The sequence below is a fragment of the Bacillus cereus group sp. BfR-BA-01492 genome (genome assembly GCF_022662815.1).
GTDB lineage: Bacteria > Bacillota > Bacilli > Bacillales > Bacillaceae_G > Bacillus_A > Bacillus_A cereus_BD.
In genome coordinates, this window is sequence record NZ_JAKUEH010000011.1 from 1 (window position 1) to 20460 (window position 20460).

Sequence of the window (20460 nt, forward strand, 5' to 3'; positions counted from 1 at the left end):
ATGTATTAGGCACGCCGCCAGCGTTCATCCTGAGCCAGGATCAAACTCTCCAATAAAGTTTGTCTAGCATCATAAATAAAAATTGACGTTTCACGTTGTTTGTTTCGTTCAATTTTCAAAGAACTTATCAGCCGCTAAAAGCGACTCTCTTATGTTAACAGCTTCATTTTTCGATGTCAACATCTTTTTAAATTTCTTTCTGCGCTTTTTGCTGTTTCGCATCAGCGACGTTTATTAATATACCAGACCGTTTTTTAAATAGCAAGTCCTTTTATAAAAAAATATAAATATTATTTTATCCATAAATCAATACATTTTTTCTTATTCATTAAAACCATCTCTGCTAATGAAATAAAGTAAAACTTTACTTAGCGAGTTTTCCCTTCATCCCAACTGATTACAAGGCTTCATCAATCAGGCCGTTACAGATTTCCTTACTTCCAACTCTCTAAATCTTACTGCTCTAAAATGACGGGATAAAAATGAATCAGTTAAATTCCCTATTTCTTATCCTTCTTTTTTCTGTAGCATTCATGCATACACAATACATACCCTTCCCCCTCTTACAGTTCCATTCATATAACATCATTTGTCCAAATAAAACATTCTTCAATGTCACAACACAAGCTAACCGCTTCTTCTCAAACTAAAAGATACTCTTACACGAAAGAAAAACTTTAGAATATTTTTACATTTTTTAATGAAAAATATCCAAATTTTGTTATATGATAAGAAAGTGTCATGTTAAAACAAATGAACGAAAGACGGAGGAATTTAATTATGGATAGGTTAACAAAATTTTCGTTAAAAAATCGAGCCGCCATCATCATCATGATTTTTCTCGTTTCTGTACTCGGCATTTATTCCGGCTCAAAATTACCGATGGAGTTTCTGCCTAGCGCCGACAATCCTGCCATCACTGTCACTACAATGTCTAAAGGATTAGATGCGGAAACAATGATAAAAGAAGTAACCGAACCACTCGAAAAACAATTTCGAAACTTAGAACATGTTGATACAATTACATCTTCTACTCATGAGGGGTTATCACGCATCGACATTGCATACACGTCTAAAGCAGACATGAAAGATGCGACGCGTGCTGTCGAAAAGATTACCAACAACGTAAATTTCCCAAAAGAAATTACAAAACCTGTCGTCAGCCAACTAAATACTTCTATGATTCCGCTCGCACAAATTACTATTCAAAAACAAAATGGTTTTACAAAAGCTGACGAAAAGCAGGTTGAAAAAGAAATTATCCCGCAATTCGAAAATATCGATGGCGTTGCTAACGTCATGTATTACGGTAAATCAACATCCGAACTATCTATCATATTAGACATAAATGAAATGAAAAATAAAAATGTAACATCTCAACAAGTATTAACTGCTTTACAAGGAAAAGAAACTTCTACTCCAGTTGGTCAAGTAACTGTCAACAACGAAGACCACAGCCTTCGCGTCATTGGAAATGTAAAAAATGTAGATGACGTGAAAAACATATCACTTACACCTCAATTGAAATTACAAGATATAGCTCAAATAGAATTAAAACAACATTATGATGCTATTTCACATGTAAATGGCGAGGATGGAACCGCCCTCGTTATTATGAAAGAACCAGGTAAAAATGCCGTTGAAATCGGCAAAGAAATTGATAAAAAACTTAAAAACATTAGTAAAGAATATAAAGATACTTACACAATTAAATTACTATCCTCTACTCACGAACAAATCGAAAATGCTGTTACGAGTATGGGGAAAGAGGTCATTTTAGGAGCGATCGCTGCGACATTCATTATTTTAATCTTCTTGCGTAGCGTGCGAACAACGCTTATCGCTGTTGTTAGTATCCCATTATCTATTTTGTTAACACTATTTTTACTCGATCAATCTCATGTTACGTTAAACATTTTAACTCTTGGAGGATTAGCAGTCGCTGTTGGACGTCTCGTCGACGATAGTATTGTTGTTATTGAGAATATTTTCCGCCGCTTACAAAAAGAGCATTTTTCAAAAGACATTATTGTAGATGCGACAAAAGAGGTTGCTATTGCAATTACCGCTTCAACATTAACTACAGTTGCTGTCTTTTTACCTATCGGCCTTGTATCAGGCGCAATCGGCAAATTGATGCTTCCTATGGTATTAGCAGTTGTATATTCTATTCTTTCGTCGCTCGTTGTTGCACTTACAGTCGTTCCACTTATGGCGTTTTTATTACTTAGAAAAACAAGACAGCGCACAGCGAGACCTTCAAGAAAGTATACGGCTACTTTAAAATGGGCACTTTCACATAAATTTATTATTTTATTCTCGTCTTTCTTATTATTTGTAGCTTCCATCGCTGCTTATATCATACTGCCAAAAGCAAATATAAAATCAGAAGACGATACGATGCTCTCAATTAACATGACATTTCCAACTAGTTATGATGAGGAATCTAAAAAACAAAAAGCTTTTGACTTTGAAAAAAAATTACTGTCTAATCGCGATGTACAAGATACTTTTTTACGACTAGGGTCAAGTGCTGAAGATGCACAGTGGGGGCAAACGACTAAAAATAATCTTGTATCTATATTTATATCCTTTAAAAAAGGAACAGATATTGACCAATATATTAAACAACTAAAAAAAGACCAGACAGATTTCAAACCAGCTGAATTTGATTATACAAAAACAAGTTATTCTAATTTCGGCGGTGGAAACAACTTACAATTTAACGTAACTGCAAACAATGAAGCAAGTTTAAAACAAGCTGCTGATATCGTTGAAACAAAATTAAAAAGTTTAAATGGACTTTCTAAAGTGAAGACAAACTTAGAAGAATCAAAGAAAGAATGGCAAATTAAAATCGATCAAAACAAAGTAGAACAAGTTGGATTAACACCAGAAATAGTTGGAGAACAAGTTTCACTCTTTATGAAAAAATCACCGATTGGACAACTCACGATCGATGATGAAAAAACAACCATTATGTTAGAACATAAAAAAGAAAAGATAAATAATAAAGAAGATATCCTTAATACAAACATCTTATCACCTATAACAGGACCAATTCCTTTAAAAGATATTGCAACAATATCAGAAAAACAATTGCAAACTGAAATTTTCCATAAAGACGGAAAAGAAACAATCCAAATTAATGCCGTTGCCGCCAACGATAATTTAAGTAAAGTAAGCGCTGAGGTAAATGCAGCAATCGCTAAATTAGATTTACCAAATGGCGCAAAAGTTGCTGTTGCTGGAGCAACTGAATCTATGCAAGAAAACTTTACAGATTTATTTAAAATCATGGGCATTGCCATCGGAGTTGTCTATTTAATTATGGTTATTACATTTGGGCAAGCACGCGCCCCATTTGCAATCCTTTTCTCTTTACCACTCGCTGCTATTGGCGGTATTTTAGGATTAATCATTTCTGGAACGCCGGTTGACCTGAATTCACTTATCGGTGCATTAATGTTAATCGGGATCGTCGTCACAAATGCTATCGTATTAATTGAACGTGTTCAACAAAATAAAGAACATGGCATGACAACTCGTGACGCTTTACTAGAAGCAGGTTCCACAAGATTACGTCCAATTATTATGACAGCCATTACAACAATCGTAGCAATGTTGCCGTTATTATTCAGCCAATCGCAAGCAGGAAGTATGGTCTCTAAAAGTTTAGCTGTTGTTGTAATTGGCGGTTTAGCTGTTTCCACCGTACTTACACTCGTTGTTGTACCAGTTATATATGAGCTATTAGATAAATTCGGTAAAAAGCGTCGCTCACGCAGAAAATCAAATACTACTATCGATACACCAAACGCCTAACAAGAAAAACGTTATCTCACAAACTAGAGATAACGTTTTTTCTTTCTACTATATATGCTCCTGTTTTTAACCAACAGAGAACTTTTTCTTTCGTAAAGATACACATATTAAGCAGCTTTTACTTTCGTTGTTTTACGAGATTTTTTCGTTCCCGTAAAATGCTTATGAAGTACAGTTGCAGTAAAACGAGCAATAATATTAAACAGTAATACCATAATAATGAGTACTGCTGCTGATTTTGTTGCAATCAACTTCGCGTCTGGGATAATCCCTTCAGAATTTAATTTCCAAATATGAACTGCTAATGTTTCAGCTGGTCGAAATGGATTTAGTGGATGTGCAGGACTAGAAAAATCGGCTGCAGAATTTAAAATTGGCGATGTTAATCCCGCTGTATAAATTAATGCCGCTGCTTCACCAAATATACGACCTGCCGCTAAAATAATCCCTGTAATAATTTGTGGTAACGACGATGGAAGAATAATTCGCACAATCGTTTGCCACTTTGTTGCACCAAGTCCAAGACTTGCTTCTTTTACATTTGCAGGGACTTCTGTAATTGCATTCTCACAAACTCGTGTTAATCCTGGTAAGTTTAAAACGGTTAAAGCAAGTGCACCACCTATTACTGTATACCCCCAACCCGTCATTGTAACAAGCACTAATAAACCAAATAAGCCAACAACAATAGAAGGCAATGACGCCATCGTTTCAATACATAGACGAACAAAACTTAAAAAGCGCCCTTGCTTTGCATATTCTGCAAGATAAATCCCAGCTCCCAATCCAAGTGGAATAGAGATAACGAGCGTGATGACAAGCATATAGAAAGAGTTGAATAATTGCGGACCAATTCCTCCTCCAGCCCTTGTATTACTCGGTTCTCCAAATAAGAAACCTGGATCCCAGAATCCCCAGCCCTTTTGTAAAATCTCATATACTAAGAAAACCAATAAAACTACCACAAATGCTGCAACTGTATATAAAATACCCGTCCAAATATTATTTACCTTTCTTGCATTCATCGTTATCTTTCACCTCTTTGGCCAATTGCTCGAATGACTAAAATAAATAGGAATGAAATAACAAGCAATATCATCGCTAATGTCCATAAAGCATTATTCCAAGCCGTTCCGTTTAGCGTATTTGTCATGTCCATTGTGAGAATACCAGTCAACGTTGCCGTTGGACTATATATCCCTTCTGGCAACTTCACCGTATTCCCAATTACCATTTGAACTGCTAACGCTTCACCAAAAGCACGCGCTAATCCTAAAATAATTCCTGTTAAAATACCTTTCTTAGCAGCAGGAACGATAACACGGCTAATTGCTTGCCATTTTGTCGAACCTAAACCATACGAGGCTTCTAAATAATCAAATGGAACCGCACGTATTGCATCAGAAGCAATACTAGCAATAGTAGGTAAAATCATAATGCTAAGTACAACAATACCTGCAATTAAACTAAAGCCAACACCACCAAATGAATCTCGTAACAATGGAATTAAAATCGTAACCCCTAGTAAACCGTATACTACTGACGGGATACCAACCAATAATTCCAAAACTGGTTTCAACACTTTATTCCCAAACTTGGGCGATATTAAATTCATAAATATTGCAAGAGCAATCGCGATTGGCGTACTAATCATAACTGCACCAATTGAAACAAGCGTGGAACCGACAATAAAAATAACTGCACCAAAAGATTCCTGCTCAGCATTTGGATTCCATTTTGTTGAAGTTAACATTTCAGAAAAGGAAATACCACTTTGTGTAAAAGATTGAATTCCCTTTCCGCAAATAAATGTAATAATCGATAATGTAACAAGAACAATAAATATACCGCAAAACGTAACGAGCGTTCTTCCAATGTACTCGCTTTTTACATAATTAATCTGTTTTTTTCCCTTCATCACAAGACATAACCCCACTTCATAGTTTGAAATGAACAAGACTGGCCTCGCAGCCAGCCTCATTGTATGTGTTACTTATCTAGCTTAGACATCGGGATGTATCCCATATCTTCAACTTGTTTTTCAAAATCTTTACCCTTTACATAATCAATGTAAGCCTTTGTTGCTTCTTTCGCTTCCCCTTTAGTCACCATGTATTCATAAGACCAGAATGGATATTTACCAGCAGAAATCTCTTCAACTTTTGGTTCTGCACCATCAATTTTTACAGTTTGTAATGAACCTTTTTTATCGCCTACCATGTAGGACATCGCAAGGTAACTAATAGAACCTGGCGTAGAATTAATCGCTTGTTCTACCGCACCGTTAGAATCTTGCGTTGTTCCTGTCCCGTCATTAATCTTTACATCTTTCATAATCGTTTTCTCAAATGTAGCACGCGTACCAGAAGATGCTGGACGGTTGATTACATTGATTTTTTCATCTTTACCGCCTAACTCTTTCCAGTTTGTAACCTTTCCACTAAAGATATCTTGTACTTGTTGTACAGTTAAGTTATCAACTTTCACATCTTTATTTACAACAAGTGCAAATGCGATACCTGCAACTTTATTATCAACTAATTCTTTTGCTTTTTCTGGATCTTTTATTTTATCTGCCGCCGGAACATCAGAATTACCAATTTGTACTGCACCAGAGGCTACTTGGTTAATCCCTGTTCCACTACCGCCACCTTGAACTTGAACAGAAACTTTAGGATTCTTTTCCATAAACTTTTTACCCGCTTCTTCTGCAAGCGGTTGAAGAGCTGTAGATCCAGCTGCTGCAATCGTACCAGATATCTCTTCTTGTTTTGCATCATTGCTACCTTTAGCAGTCTCATTCGTATTGGTACTCTCTGACTTTCCGCAACCAACTAATGCACCTGCAACAACTAATGCTGCTAACGAAAATGTAATTCCCTTTTTCATGACCATGTCTTGTACCCCCATTTGAATTATCACTTTTTTCTTATTCATCGACTTCTTTCGAACACAAATTCATTGTAGGACAATATTATTGTGTTAGTGTTAAGCAATTTTAAATTTTAAGTAAATAGAGGTAAAGGTATTCAAAACTTATATTTCTCAACTATTTCCATAAGAAAAACCAAAAGAACCCACAAAAAATTACCTTCATTGTAAATTTAACTTTAATAATGTAAATATGGCGTAAACAAAACTCTCTTTTTAACCAACTGTATTAAAAGTAAATTTACAAACTATTCTTTTTTTTGAACACATTTGCTTAAACTATGCAAATATCCAACATAAATTCTAGTCATATTTTTCATCACAAAAAAATAAATTGGAACAATTCTAAAAATCTTTGAATATTTTTAAAGTATTAATTGACAGCATTACCGAATGTAGTCTAATATATTAATAACAAAAAGTTTGCCCGAGGAAACTTTTTAAACTTAAACTAAAAATATAGAGAAGAGGGAACTTTTATGGCGTCGGCTAATACCAAACCCCTTTCTTCATTTAAAACAGGGGAGTTTGTACAAATCGAGAAAATACAATTAGAAGGAACTATGAAGAGACGTTTGTTAGATTTAGGATTTATTCCCGGGGCTACCATTAAAGTATTACAAAAAAGCCCACTCGGAGATCCCATTGCATATCAAGTGAGTAACACAACGATTGCATTGCGTAGTGAAGAAAGCTCCCTTATTTTTGGAATATTAATAGGAGATGATTCAAAATGAACAACCATCGCATTGCGTTAGCAGGAAACCCGAATACTGGGAAAAGTACATTATTCAACACATTAACAGGATTAAAACAACATACCGGAAACTGGACGGGAAAAACCGTATTAAAGGCAGAAGGGGAATATGAGCATAACGGAAATGTATATACGGTAATCGATTTACCAGGAACATATTCACTTTATTCAAACTCTGCAGATGAAGAAGTAGCGCGAGATTATATTATTTTTGAAAAACCAGAGGTAACTGTAGTTGTTGTAGATGCAACTGCAATGGAAAGAAATTTAAATTTAGCATTACAAGTGATGGAAATGACAAACGATGTAATCGTCTGCATTAACTTAATAGATGAAGCAGAAAAAAAAGGAATCGTCATTGATGAACAGAAATTAGCAAAGTCACTCGGCGTTCCTGTAGTCAAAATCTCAGCTCGTAACCGTACTGGGATTGGACATTTACTAAATGTTATTTCTAAAGTGGCTAGTAAAAAAACAATCCCTACACCAGTTCAAATTACTTATAATGAACACATCGAAAAGATGATTCAAGAACTAGAGCCGCAAATCTACAAAGTATTCGGTGATACATACCCTGCTCGTTGGGTTGCACTGCGAATACTAGATGGGGATAAAAATTTCTTAACTACGCTTCAAAAACATCATAAAGAACCGCTTGTAAGGGAGGTCGTAATCAATGGAATCTCACTCAGCCAGTAAGGCTCTTCCATTAGATTATATTATTCAGCATGCACAAACGCTTGCTAAAGAGGATATACGCGATGACATTGTTGGTGATATTTATCGTACATCAAAAAGTATTTGTAAAGATGCCGTACAATACACAAACACCGATAAATTATATCGTTCAGAAAAACTAGATAAGATTTTCACTTCTCCAATCTGGGGATTTCCAATTATGCTTGGTATTTTATCTATTATTTTTTATCTTACAATTGCAGGAGCGAACGTACCGTCAGATATGATTGCTGAATTTTTCGGTTGGGCAGAAGGGCACTTAACTGCTTTGTTCCAAGCAATGCATGCACCTGAATGGATACATGGTATTTTAATACTTGGCTTATTCCGTGGTACAGGGGCTGTTATTAGCGTTATGTTACCACCTATGGCTATTTTCTTCCCAATGTTTGCTTTATTAGAAAACTACGGGTACTTACCTCGTGTAGCATTTAACATGGATCGTTTATTTAAACGTACTGGTGCACACGGAAAGCAATCTTTAACGATGGCAATGGGCTTTGGTTGTAACGCCGCCGCTATTATGTCAACACGTATTATCGAGTCACCACGTGAGCGTATGTTAGCAATTTTAACAAATAACTTCGTTCCATGTAATGGACGATGGCCTACTTTAATTTTAATGGCATCATTATTTATGGCTGCCGGTTATACAGGTAGTATGCAAACACTTGTTACAGCAGGCGTTGTAGTCGGCATGGTAGTCATCGGAATCATCGTTACTTTAACAGTTTCTTGGGTTTTATCAAAAACTGCATTAAAAGGTGTTCCAACTCATTATACATTGGAATTACCACCGTATCGTAAACCAAAAGTTTGGAATACAATTGTACGCGCGACACTTGATAAATCAATTTATGTTTTAAAACGTGCCGTAGTTGTAGCTGCACCTGCCGCTATCTTAACTTGGGTTTTAGCAAATATTTATGTCGGTGACACAAGCCTACTTATGTATTTCGTTAATTTCTTAGACCCATTCGCTAAATTGCTCGGGCTTGATGGATTTATTCTCGCTGCATTTATTCTCGGCTTACCAGCTAATGAAATTGTTATTCCAATTTTATTAATGTCTTATTTATCAACTGGTGCCTTAACAGAAATAGAAGATTTTAATCAAATTAAAAACTTATTCTTAGAGCACGGCTGGACTTGGTTAACTGCGTTAAACACAATGTTGTTTTCTCTTCTGCATTTCCCATGTGGAACAACATTGGTTAACATATATAAAGAAACAAAAAGTCCAAAATGGACATTCTTATCGTTTGCAATCCCTACCGTAATCGCCATTGTTGTTACATTCCTCACTACGCAATTGGTACATTGGCTAGGGCTTGTATAAAGTGAATCTTCCATCAGTAGTGAGACTTCTCTCCTCTACTGATGGTTCATTTTCACGCCTCGTACTTCTATACGAATAATCATAATACCTTACTTCTTTTGCTAGATTTTAAATCTTACAATCCCAAAAACAAAAGGAAACCTACTCTGTTGGTTTCCTTTTTTCATCTTCATTTACATCTTCCCATGGTTGCACAGTGTATTTTTTTATTTTCTTATTAAAAAAATACACTGTGCATGGAATAATAGCCATCAAAATCATACTAATAATTGTTAAAGTAGAAGGCATTTTCATATTACTGTCCACCTTTTGGTACTAATGAACCGGAGTGCTCTACTACCGGATGAACACGAACTGCTATGTCGGTCTTCATAAAGTAATTCTCCCCATAATCCCAATTTTTTTCTACTTCTTTCCACTTTTTATAATTATGCTGTTTATAGTAATCCCCTAATTCAAGGACATCCGTTTTATACTCTTTTTGTACTTTTTTTATTGTTCTCCCCACTATACGTTCCATTTCTTTTGCAATGTATGAATTCATTCGCTTCTCACTCCATACTTTTGCATCCCCTCCTAAATATACTTCTGCAAGCACACCTTCAGGATAAACATCAATGATAAACTTTGGATGACGAGGATCTGTAAAGGAAGCACGGATTTTCCGTCTTATTTTATGAATTTCATACGTAAATACCTTTTCTTTTTTTCGAATGGTTACAAAGCCACTCGCTTTCTTTCCTATTATATAGTTTAATCCTTGTGTATCTTTTCCACTTAAAAGACCGACGAGTTTATTATTCTTCCCCTTAAAAATAGCAGCTCCTTCCATCTTTACCCCTTGCTTTGTTAACTCTAAAACTGGAAGTACAAAACTTCTTTTAGAAGTTAACATTTCTTGAACCTCTCCGATACGAACCGCCTCTAACATAAATGAATTCACATCTGCATGATCCGCTAACAAATCAATATATTTTGCTGGCAAATTTTCTGGTTTCGCATTTTGTTCAAAAATTTTTCCAGCTTGATCTTTCGAAACAAAAATTTTAATATTCCGCCTCATTTCATGAGCGCGAAAAAAGATATCTAATGTTTGTTCTAAGAAGTTTTGTTGCTTTAATAAATCTTTGGAAAAAATAACAACTTTAATATGAGGAAAAAACAAAGAGCGACTTATTTTTTTGGATGCTTCCCGAATTTGTGTAAAAATACTATCAGCAGTTGCATTGATATTCATATACTGAGCCCCATCTGCACCTTGTCCCCCCCCCTGTTGTGCTAACGCACTCGGTAAAACTAATTGATACGTTCCTTTCATACGAGGTGGTTTCTTCTCTTCATTTTCTTCTTTCACAACATCAAATGCTGCCCCTACAACAAATCCTCTCTCTTCAATTTCTTTTCTCTCTGAGCACCCACTCATACAAATCACAAACATAACACAACATATGTATTTATGAAGACGGCTCACTATTTCCGCCCCCTTTTATTTTATAAATACTAAAAACAAGGATAGGAACAATGATCATACATGCCATATCAACCCAAGCTAAATATGTACTATACTGCGTTAACTTCGTCACGTTTTCAGGGAGCATATTCAAAAGATATATAATCGGCGCACTTATAAAAATAAATGTTTTCTTTTTAATAGAAGGAAACATCGAACAAAACCCTATTATAGCAATATCGTAATATATAGCTGTTGTATTAAAAATCGTAATAATCCACGTTGTAAAAAAAATGGCATCAAATCGTTCTAAAAATCCCCCGCCAATTTCAATCTCCTTTCCTAACTCAATGACAGGGTACGCAAGACTTTTCGTCGTAGAATAGGAAAACACAATAATACAAGTAAGGTAAATAAGGATATATAATAAATTGGTAATCATCACTCCTTTTGCAGCAGCAAGAGGTGCTTTATCTTTTTGTTTCACAATTGAAGAATAAAATAAGACAATTTCAAATCCAATGAATGTAAAGATTGATTCCTTCATACCAACAATATATTGATTCCATTTTGTTTGAAAAAGTGGCAATACATTATCCGGCTCCATTAAATTAATATTTAATAATGACAGAGAAAACATAGCGCATACAACGATTGGTAAAAATAGCATATTCAAACGCAGTAACGCTACTCTAGAACCACTTACTCCATAAACAACAACAAGTAAGTAAAAAAATGATAAAAGTTCAACTGGTGTTTTACTAAATAAATACGTTTGTGAAATAATTGAAATCGCTCGTGCTTGATACGCAGTAATACCAGCAAAGGTTAGCACCATAACACTTGTAACAAGATAAGCGATCGGCTTGGATAAGTATATACTGGTATATTGAAAAAACGTTTGTTCCGTAAATATATTTGCTATTTTCGTAATACACCAGGCAAAAAACGCACAAATCATTCCGCCAATAAGTAATATAATCCAACCATCTGAAAACAGCGTCTGCTCTGCAATTACGCGGGGCATCGAAAGTGCCCCCGTTCCTATAATGACCGAAGATACAGCAAATGTTAGTTCTCGAGATCCAATCTCCTCATCTCCGTACTCGAACGGTTTCAATTTATTTTCTCTCCTTTGAGTGTATTTTATCTTTTGTTTGCAAATAGTCTGGTCTCGTCTGTAACATCGCTCTTGGTAATCTTGCTACTTCTGCTTTCCAATCTTTATAAAAAGCAGGTGCTAATGGTGTAGAATACGGAATTCCAACACTTTTTAAATTCGTAATATGAATTGCCAATGCAATTAACGCTAAAATAATCCCGTATAGTCCAAATATAGTCGCAGCTAAAATAAACGCAAATAACAAAAAGCGAAATGTAATTGTGATGCTGTAAACAGGCAATGAAAAAGTAGCAATAGCCGTAATCGCGATTACAATGACCATAAAGGGATTTACAATTCCAGCGTTTACTGCCGCTTCCCCAATAACAAGCCCTCCTACAATTCCAACAGTTTGTCCAATTTGTTTAGGTAACCGAAGCCCAGCTTCTCGAATTAATTCCATTGTTAATGTCATAATAATCGTTTCAACATAAGCGGGAAACGGAACACCTTCCCTTGCTCCAGCAATTGAATACGCCAAATTAGATGGAATGAGGCCTTGATGATAAGAAACAAGCGCAATATATACCGCTGGAAATAATATGGCCATAAGCCCAGCTACCATTCGCAATCCTCTTAATAAAGTTGCCATAATCCAGCGTTCATAATAATCTTCTGGTGATTGAAAAATATCTACAATAACCATAGGGGCAAGAATCGCAAACGGTGAACCATCTACTAAAATAACTGCTTTTCCTTTTGCTAAAGAACCGATCGCCCGATCTGGTCTCTCCGTATTTAAAAATTGCGGAAAAGGAGACAAGGTGTTCTCTTCTAGTAGTTGTTCGATTTTTCCAGAATCTAAAATCATATCTGTTTTAATGGACTGTAAACGCCGATTCAACTCTTTTACAATATAAGGATTGATAATATCTTCAATATAAATTAATGTAACTTCTTTTTGAGAACGTTGGCCCATAATATAAGATTGAAATCGAAGCTTCGGATCACGCAACTCGCGTCTAATTAACATTTTATTGGTAGCAATATCTTCAACGAACCCTACTTTAGGGCCTCGAATAATATTTTCTGTAATCGGCGGTTCTAAACCTCGCTTTTCCCATGCTCGACAATTAATGACTAACGCATGCGGAATTCCATCAATTAAAACAACCGTATCTCCCACTAAAACAGCATTAACAATATCCGGAAATGTTTTAGCGGTATTTATTTCACCTATAGAAATAAATCGATCGACTAAAGTTTGCATGATTGAACCTTGATTCGGAATCTCTTCTTGTTGTAATGGATGAATCACAAATCGATAAATTAAATCTTTATCCGTAATCCCACAAAGAAAAACAACAGCACACCGTGTAGATGAACCAGAAAGTGCAAACTCTCGTACCGTTAAATCATTAGGTGACTGCAGTGTTTCTCGAATAGAATTTGTAATTGCTGATAAGTTTGCTTCTAAATTCATCATCTTTCCTCCTAAACGTTACAGTTATATTTCTCCATATAGAGTAAATATATACAATAAAAAATGCTATCTCCCTAAGGAAAGATAGCATTTTTTATTGATTATTTTTATCCCGTTATTTTAGAGCAGTAATAGCCCGATTGATAAGGGCTCATAATCAGCGGGGGATGAAGAGATTAAAGTTTTTACTTTATCGATCTAACATAGTAGAAGTATGCTTTACTTCAATTTTTCTAGTCACGATACTCACTGCTACCATAACAATGATATTGATTCCTAATGCAACAATCCCTACATTTAAATCTTTCATATATTGCGGAAAAATTGGAAACATAGTAGAGATAGTCGAACCGGATAATGTAATATAAGCCACGACGAATAATCCAACTATCATTCCAGAGATAGCACCTTGTTTTGTTACAAATTGACGCGGAAATAAACTGCATACAAGCGCTGGAAAAAGTTGTGTCACAATGCTGTATCCCATTAAAAGCAGAGCCCCAATTGTTTCTCCTCCTTTGAAAGTAAAGAAAACAGACACAATCGTCACGATAGGCACAAATAACTTAGCTGCTCGTGTCACTTGCTGATCTGATACAGATGGCGCGATCACTTGATAAATATTTTTTGCTAACAAAGTAGATGCGGCCATAAGAAGCATAGATCCCGGAACTAATGCAGTTAGTACTCCAGCACTTCCAATAATCCCAATAAACCACGGATCAAATGTTTGAATAGCAAGGCGGAATAAAGACAAATCTGCATCTGCCCCCTGTAATCCAGGCACTTGTAAGATAGCAGCAAATCCTGCAAAAAATACAAAGAGTAATACTAAAGAATATAATGGCATAATAGCGGCATTTTTTCGAAATACCTTTTCACTCTTTGCTGAAAAAGCGGAAGCAAATGTATGGGGCCACATATAAAACCCTAGTGCTGTTAATATAATAGTAGAAACAAACCACGAGACGCTCATTCCTTGCTCAGGTAAAGATAAAAACCCTGGTTTTGCAGCTTCTACCGCTTCAAACATCGGCTGAAACCCTCCATAATAATGATAGGGTAAATAAATCCCTAAAAACATAACGATAAATAAGATCATAATGTCCTTTAAAGCAGCTGTCCAAGCGGAACCATGTATACCAGAAATCATCACATATATTGTAATTGTTATTCCGCCAATCCAAACAGCAAGAACTGGTGATACTTTTCCATAAGAAGCTTCAGAAACAATAATCCCCAATCCCTTTAACTGTAGTACAAGATATGGAATGATCGAAATGACACCGATTATTGATACAATAATCCCTAACGCTTTACTATTATATTTTTTTGTAAAGAAATCTGGTTGCGAAATTAATCTATGCTCTTTTGCATACTTCCAAACTGGAGGTAAGAGAAAGTAAGATAAAATATATGCTAATGCACCGTATCCTAAAATATAAAATGTAGGTGCACCTTTGCTATATGCCCATCCACTCCCTCCCAGAAATGTAAATGTCGTATATATTTCTCCTGCCATAAGCAGAAAGACAAAGACCGTTCCAAATCCCCTTCCCCCAACTGACCATTGTTCTAAATTCATGTCTTTCCCACTTCTTGCACGAATTCCTAAAAATAATGCTAAACCTAGAAATATAACAATGATAATAAGTGCTATCATTTCACATCCTCCTTGTTAGCTGGATCTAGCCAATATACAATCCACATACAAAAGGAGGTAATGAATACAGATAATAAAATCCAAAATAATAAAAATGGCATACCTAGTACATATGGAGTAACTGAATTTGTAAATATCGGTCCAATAATTAAACAAAGAACTGGAATCATTGCTAGCATACGAATTTTATTCATTTTATTCTCCTTTACACATCAAATTCAAAACAGTTCTAACAAAAACCTCAACTCCAATTGGTAAGGCATCCTCATCAATTGTAAAGCGCGGATGATGATGTGGATATACAATTCCTTTTTCTTTATTTCCTGCACCAATAAAGAAAAACGTACCTGGGGCCTTTTGCAGAAAAGCTGAAAAATCTTCACCTGCCATCGTCGGCTTCAAACGTACAACTCGCTCTCTCCCATAAAGCTGTAGCGCTGCTTCTTCAACATACGTTGTTACTTTCTCATCGTTCACGACAGGGCGATATCCATATTCATATGAGAATGTATAATTTGCCTTATACATTCCTGTCACATGCTTAACAATTCTTTCAATCTTTTGAGCTGTCTCTTCTCGTAGCTCATGTCTTAAACTTCTAACAGTTCCCTCAATCTCTGCTCGCTTCGGAATGACATTGTGTGTTGTACCCGCATGAAATTGTGTAACAGATACAACGAGAGAATCTAACGGATCTGTAAGACGTGATACAATCTGTTGAATGTGTGCTATAACTTGTGTACCAATCGCAATGCTATCAACTGTTTCATGCGGAATTCCAGCATGCCCTCCTTTCCCTTCAATTGAAATTTTAAATACATCAGGAGCTGCCATCGCAGGACCATAAGTGATACCAACTTTCCCAACTTCTAGCGATGCCCACAAATGTGCACCAATAATATAATCAACGTTTTCCATTACACCCGCTGCTACCATCTCCTCAGCACCGCCTGGAAAATTCTCTTCAGCATGTTGGAATAAAAAACGAATTTCTCCTCTAATTTGTTCACGTTTTTCAATAAGTGTATATACTGTACCAAGTAAGATAGCGATATGACCATCATGCCCGCAAGCATGCATTACGCCAGGGTTCTTGGAGATAAATTCAAATTCATTTTCTTCTTGAATAGGCAGAGCATCCATATCAGCACGAATCGCAATTGTTTTGCCAAGTTTCTTCCCAATTAACTTTGCCATGACGCTATACTTTGTTGGTCTAGATACTTCTAAATGTGGATTTTTTTGAAGCAATTCAAATACAAATTGTGATGTTTTCTCTTCTTGGAAAGACAATTCCGGATATTTATGAAAATGTCTTCTCCATTCAATCAATTGATTTTTTAACAGAAGCTGTTCATTTACAATATCCATTTAACTCTCCCTTTCTTCACCAAGTTAAATGTTATTATAACTCCAATCGTAAATTAAATAAACAATATTCTGAATAATTAATTATTTATATTCTCAACTCTATCCACATCCTGCTACCCGAAAATAGCGAGATAAAAATAAGCAGCCATCTTTTTTCGACGGCTGCTTATTTTTATAAAATAGTAATTGCTTGTTTTCCCATTTGTTCCCATGCTTTTTCAAATTGAGCTCGCGGAACTCCTTTACGCGGATTGTTTGCAAGCGGATCATTTACATATACAAAATGTTGATCATATCCAACTACTACTACGCTATGTTCATAATACGTGATCTTTATTTCTCCCGTGCTTGTATTCCATGTTTCAAAAAGTCCATCATCTAACGGCTGAAATCTTGTATTCGCAATGACCCATACCGGTGAACCTGAACTAATTGCCTTATATACATCTCCTATATCTCTTCCAGTTAAATTAATTACTTTTTCAGGAACATATTTTTCTGCGAGTTTCAAAATCGGTTGGTGATATACACCATACCCCGGCTCAGATTTTGTATAAATATTTCCTACAAATCCTTCATACGGATTACCATGCAAACCATTTTCTTTAAATGGGACACGATAAATTTCACTCGCAAGCTTCATTTTATCTACTTCAACTCCTCTATATTGAAGTAGCATCGCCAAACTTGTTACTTCGCACCCTCTTGGTAATTCAGGAAGTTGCTGTATAAATGGAACATTTTCAATTATAGCTGCTTCTTTCATTTCAGTTAAATAATCCAATCGTAATTCTTGGGCTTTTTGCACAATTTTATCCTTTCCAAATAGACCTACAACAACCACGATCATACCCAATATGAATAAATATTTCAGTTTTTTCATTATCAATCAAGCTCCATTACTACATTAATTATTTTCATATCACTCTCACCATTGTACCTTTCTTCTTACTAGTTTACTAGAAAGAAGATGTAAATTATCATTCGATTTTATCTTTCAAAAATTCTAATTCTTTTTAATAAAAAGAAAAAATAAATATACATTTTCAGAATATTTTATTATAATTAAAAATGCTCCTGTGGTAAATAGTGTATAACCGCATAGGGCAGAAGGTAATTAGTCATTGTTTCTCATCCCCCATCGATGATTAATCCAGCAATTAAAACCGAATAGGTAAACAAAGCAAACAATGCAAATACGGGGTGAAAAAATATGGATCAAACAACTACAAACCAAAACGATTTAAAGCGGACAATGAAGAGCAGACATTTATTTATGATTGCTCTAGGTGGTGTTATTGGTACTGGACTATTTATGGGTTCTGGACAAATCGTCCACAATGCTGGACCTGGTGGAGCAATTCTTGCCTTTTTAGTTGGAGGCTTCGTTATGTATTTAACAATGCTCTGTCTTGGCGAACTATCTGTTGCAATGCCAGAAGCCGGCTCCTTTCAAAGTTATGCCAGCAAATTTATTTCACCAGGATTCGGATTTGTTGTCGGTTGGATGTATTGGCTAAATTGGGCTGTCACAGTTGGTGTAGAACTGACAACTGTTAGCATTTTAATGAAACGGTGGTTTCCGGACGTTTCTTCGTGGATTTGGTGCGTTATATTTGCTGCATTACTATTTATTGTAAACGCTTTATCAGCAAAGGCATATGCAGAAGCAGAATTTTGGTTTGCTAGTGTCAAAGTTGCTACGATCATCATCTTCATTGTACTTGGAGGTGCTGTAATATTTGGATTTCTAGATTTTAATGGGAAGCCTGCACCAATGCTACATAATTTTACTGAAAACGGTGGTTTATTCCCTAACGGTGTCTTAGCTGTTTTATTTACAATGATTACTGTTAACTTCTCATTCCAAGGAACAGAGTTAATCGGTATCGCTTCAGGTGAAAGTGAACAACCTGAAAAAACAATTCCAAAAGCGATTAAAAATACTATTTGGCGTACTTTATTTTTCTTTGTATTAGCAATTGCTGTTGTAGTAGGCTTACTTCCATGGCAAGAAGCCAATCTCGTTGAAAGTCCATTTGTACTCGTTTTTGACACAGTCGGAATTCCATACGCAGCTGATATAATGAATTTTGTTATTATTACGGCTGTTTTATCTGTAGCAAATTCAGGACTATATGCAAATTCACGTATGCTCTGGGCAATGTCAAAGCAAGGTATGGCAAGCCCAATATTTACAAAATTAACGAAAAAAGGAGTACCTCTTAATGCTTTAATTTTTAGCCTTATTTTCGCGAGTCTTTCTTTATTAACGAGCGTATTTGCAGCAGATACAGTCTTCTTAGTACTCACATCAATTGCCGCAATGGCAGCTGTCGTCGTTTGGATGTCAATTGCCGCTTCACAATTTTTCTTTCGAAGAGAATTTCTAAAGAATGGTGGAAATATAAACGATTTAAAATACCGTACACCTCTTTATCCACTCGTTCCAATTGTTGCTTTCTCGTTAAATTTCATTACATTTATTAGCTTAGCCTTTATACCAGATCAACGCATTGCTCTCTACTGTGGAATCCCGTTTATGATTATTTGTTACATTCTATATCAAATAAAATATAAAAAATTTGTCACATTTGATCAGCAACCAAATGTTACGCAAGAAATAAACTAAATATATAAAATATTCAACTATCTTACTCTATGATAAGATAGTTTTTTTCTATTTACTGGATATCTTGGTATAACTTTATTTATCTTAAAATTTCTACAATCGTCTTTTGGTTTAAAAAATAGTTTACAATGTTATCAAGTTACAAATCATATTCACCTTAAAAAGTGTGCATTTGTGTCTATTTTTTAACAATATGACAAAAACTATTGCCTTCTATAAATTAATAGGTTTATATTGTTTTATTGGCATAGTTTCAATCCAAGGAGAAAGGAGATTTTCAATCGTGCAACTAAAGAAAGCGTTTTGGAAGTTGGCTTCACTTCTTCCGCTATCATTACTCTTGTTCCTCGGTGGCTGCGATAAGAAACTCGCAGTATTAAACCCGCAAGGACCTGTTGCAAAAGCACAGTATGATTTAATTGTTTGGTCATTCGTGCTTATGTTGTTAATTATTGCAATTGTATTCATCTTGTTTACAGTCATCTTGATTCGTTATCGTGAAAAACCAGAAAATATGGACTATGAGCCACCTGATCAACACGGTAACACAATGTTAGAAATTATTTGGACGCTTTTCCCAGTTATTATCGTTATTGCTTTAGCAATTCCAACGGTAAAAGCTACTTATGCATCGGAAAAAGCACCAGAGCAATCTAAACATATGAAACCAGTTGAAATTTATGTTACATCAGCAAACTGGAAATGGTTATTCAGTTACCCAGAGGAAAAAATTGAAACCGTTAACTACTTAAACATTCCAGCTGGTGTACCAATTCAATTCAAATTAACATCCGTTGGTCCAATGAATGCCTTCTGGATTCCAGAACTTGGTGGTATGAAATACACAATGGATGGCATGATTATGGATTTATATTTACAAGCAGATAAGCCAGGTTCTTACACTGGTCGTAGTGCAAACTTCTCAGGTGAAGGATTCACTCACATGGAGTTTGAGCTTGAAGCAAAAACAAAAGAAAAGTATGACAAATGGGTAAAAGAAGTACAACAAACTGCTCCTAAATTAACAGAAGAAAAATATAACGAAATTGTTAAACCTGGTGTAGTAGGTCGTATGACTTTCTCTAGTCACCACTTAGACTATGTAGATCCAAAATCACTTGAGTATTGTGATTACAACTACTACAAAAATAAAAAGTAATAGCTACTAT

Annotated in this window: 17 protein-coding genes; 6 read left to right on the forward strand and 11 right to left on the reverse strand. The window is 35.4% G+C overall.

Features of this window, described 5'->3' with window-relative positions; all coding sequences use genetic code 11:
- Nucleotides 1–780 precede the first annotated feature (780 nt).
- Nucleotides 781–3825: an efflux RND transporter permease subunit gene (locus MR063_RS14365; RefSeq protein ID WP_242198810.1), complete on the forward strand. Its 3045-nt coding sequence runs from the start codon at nucleotides 781–783 to the stop codon at nucleotides 3823–3825.
- A gap of 107 nt (nucleotides 3826–3932) precedes the next feature.
- Here the strand turns inward: MR063_RS14365 and pstA are convergent, their stop codons facing one another.
- The 3 genes from pstA to MR063_RS14380 all read right to left on the reverse strand — a co-directional run bounded on the left by pstA (nucleotide 3933) and on the right by MR063_RS14380 (nucleotide 6720).
- Nucleotides 3933–4850, reverse strand: a complete 918-nt coding sequence (gene pstA / locus MR063_RS14370) for a phosphate ABC transporter permease PstA (protein WP_242198813.1) — start codon at nucleotides 4848–4850, stop codon at nucleotides 3933–3935.
- A 2-nt stretch (nucleotides 4851–4852) separates the two neighbouring features.
- Nucleotides 4853–5743: a phosphate ABC transporter permease subunit PstC gene (pstC, locus tag MR063_RS14375; protein ID WP_242199010.1), complete on the reverse strand. Its 891-nt coding sequence runs from the start codon at nucleotides 5741–5743 to the stop codon at nucleotides 4853–4855.
- Between the two features lie 71 nt (nucleotides 5744–5814).
- Nucleotides 5815–6720 carry a phosphate ABC transporter substrate-binding protein PstS family protein gene (locus MR063_RS14380; RefSeq protein ID WP_242198816.1) on the reverse strand — a complete coding sequence of 302 codons (906 nt, stop codon included), beginning with the start codon at nucleotides 6718–6720 and terminating at the stop codon, nucleotides 5815–5817.
- Nucleotides 6721–7235: 515 nt separating this feature from the next.
- Here MR063_RS14380 and MR063_RS14385 point away from each other — a divergent pair.
- From MR063_RS14385 to MR063_RS14395, 3 genes are read left to right on the forward strand one after another with little or no spacing between them, the layout of a single operon-like run.
- Entirely contained in the window at nucleotides 7236–7493 is a 258-nt protein-coding gene (locus tag MR063_RS14385) for a FeoA family protein (RefSeq protein WP_242198818.1), read from the forward strand.
- Nucleotides 7490–8212: a FeoB small GTPase domain-containing protein gene (locus MR063_RS14390; protein WP_242198820.1), complete on the forward strand. Its 723-nt coding sequence runs from the start codon at nucleotides 7490–7492 to the stop codon at nucleotides 8210–8212. Before MR063_RS14385 ends, MR063_RS14390 begins: the two co-directional genes overlap by 4 nt.
- Complete coding sequence (locus MR063_RS14395; RefSeq protein WP_242198825.1) at nucleotides 8190–9590, forward strand: nucleoside recognition domain-containing protein; 1401 nt, start codon at nucleotides 8190–8192, stop codon at nucleotides 9588–9590. The genes MR063_RS14390 and MR063_RS14395 overlap by 23 nt, the downstream gene beginning before the upstream one ends.
- A 141-nt stretch (nucleotides 9591–9731) precedes the next feature.
- Here MR063_RS14395 and MR063_RS14400 read toward each other — a convergent pair whose 3' ends face one another.
- The 8 genes from MR063_RS14400 to MR063_RS14435 all read right to left on the reverse strand — a co-directional run bounded on the left by MR063_RS14400 (nucleotide 9732) and on the right by MR063_RS14435 (nucleotide 17542).
- Complete coding sequence (locus MR063_RS14400) at nucleotides 9732–9884, reverse strand: hypothetical protein (protein WP_242198827.1); 153 nt, start codon at nucleotides 9882–9884, stop codon at nucleotides 9732–9734.
- A 1-nt stretch (nucleotide 9885) separates the two neighbouring features.
- On the reverse strand, nucleotides 9886–11061 hold the full coding sequence (locus MR063_RS14405) for a Ger(x)C family spore germination protein (protein ID WP_472927038.1): 1176 nt from the start codon (nucleotides 11059–11061) through the stop codon (nucleotides 9886–9888).
- Nucleotides 11045–12160, reverse strand: coding sequence for a GerAB/ArcD/ProY family transporter (locus MR063_RS14410; RefSeq protein WP_242198829.1), 1116 nt, complete (start codon nucleotides 12158–12160; stop codon nucleotides 11045–11047). The genes MR063_RS14405 and MR063_RS14410 overlap by 17 nt, the downstream gene beginning before the upstream one ends.
- A 1-nt stretch (nucleotide 12161) precedes the next feature.
- Entirely contained in the window at nucleotides 12162–13628 is a 1467-nt protein-coding gene (locus MR063_RS14415; protein ID WP_242198830.1) for a spore germination protein, read from the reverse strand.
- A 187-nt stretch (nucleotides 13629–13815) separates the two neighbouring features.
- Nucleotides 13816–15288, reverse strand: a complete 1473-nt coding sequence (locus MR063_RS14420; protein ID WP_242198832.1) for a sodium:solute symporter family protein — start codon at nucleotides 15286–15288, stop codon at nucleotides 13816–13818.
- Nucleotides 15285–15482 carry a DUF3311 domain-containing protein gene (locus MR063_RS14425; protein ID WP_242198834.1) on the reverse strand — a complete coding sequence of 66 codons (198 nt, stop codon included), beginning with the start codon at nucleotides 15480–15482 and terminating at the stop codon, nucleotides 15285–15287. The genes MR063_RS14420 and MR063_RS14425 overlap by 4 nt, the downstream gene beginning before the upstream one ends.
- A 1-nt stretch (nucleotide 15483) precedes the next feature.
- Nucleotides 15484–16659, reverse strand: coding sequence for an amidohydrolase (locus MR063_RS14430; RefSeq protein WP_242198836.1), 1176 nt, complete (start codon nucleotides 16657–16659; stop codon nucleotides 15484–15486).
- A gap of 172 nt (nucleotides 16660–16831) precedes the next feature.
- On the reverse strand, nucleotides 16832–17542 hold the full coding sequence (locus MR063_RS14435) for a C39 family peptidase (protein WP_242198837.1): 711 nt from the start codon (nucleotides 17540–17542) through the stop codon (nucleotides 16832–16834).
- Between the two features lie 330 nt (nucleotides 17543–17872).
- On the opposite strand from MR063_RS14435, the gene MR063_RS14440 reads away from it, so the two are divergent.
- Nucleotides 17873–19291, forward strand: a complete 1419-nt coding sequence (locus MR063_RS14440) for an amino acid permease (RefSeq protein ID WP_242198839.1) — start codon at nucleotides 17873–17875, stop codon at nucleotides 19289–19291.
- 283 nt (nucleotides 19292–19574) lie between these two features.
- A complete protein-coding gene (locus MR063_RS14445) occupies nucleotides 19575–20450 on the forward strand; it encodes a cytochrome aa3 quinol oxidase subunit II (RefSeq protein WP_242198841.1) in 876 nt (291 codons plus the stop codon).
- Nucleotides 20451–20460 lie beyond the last annotated feature (10 nt).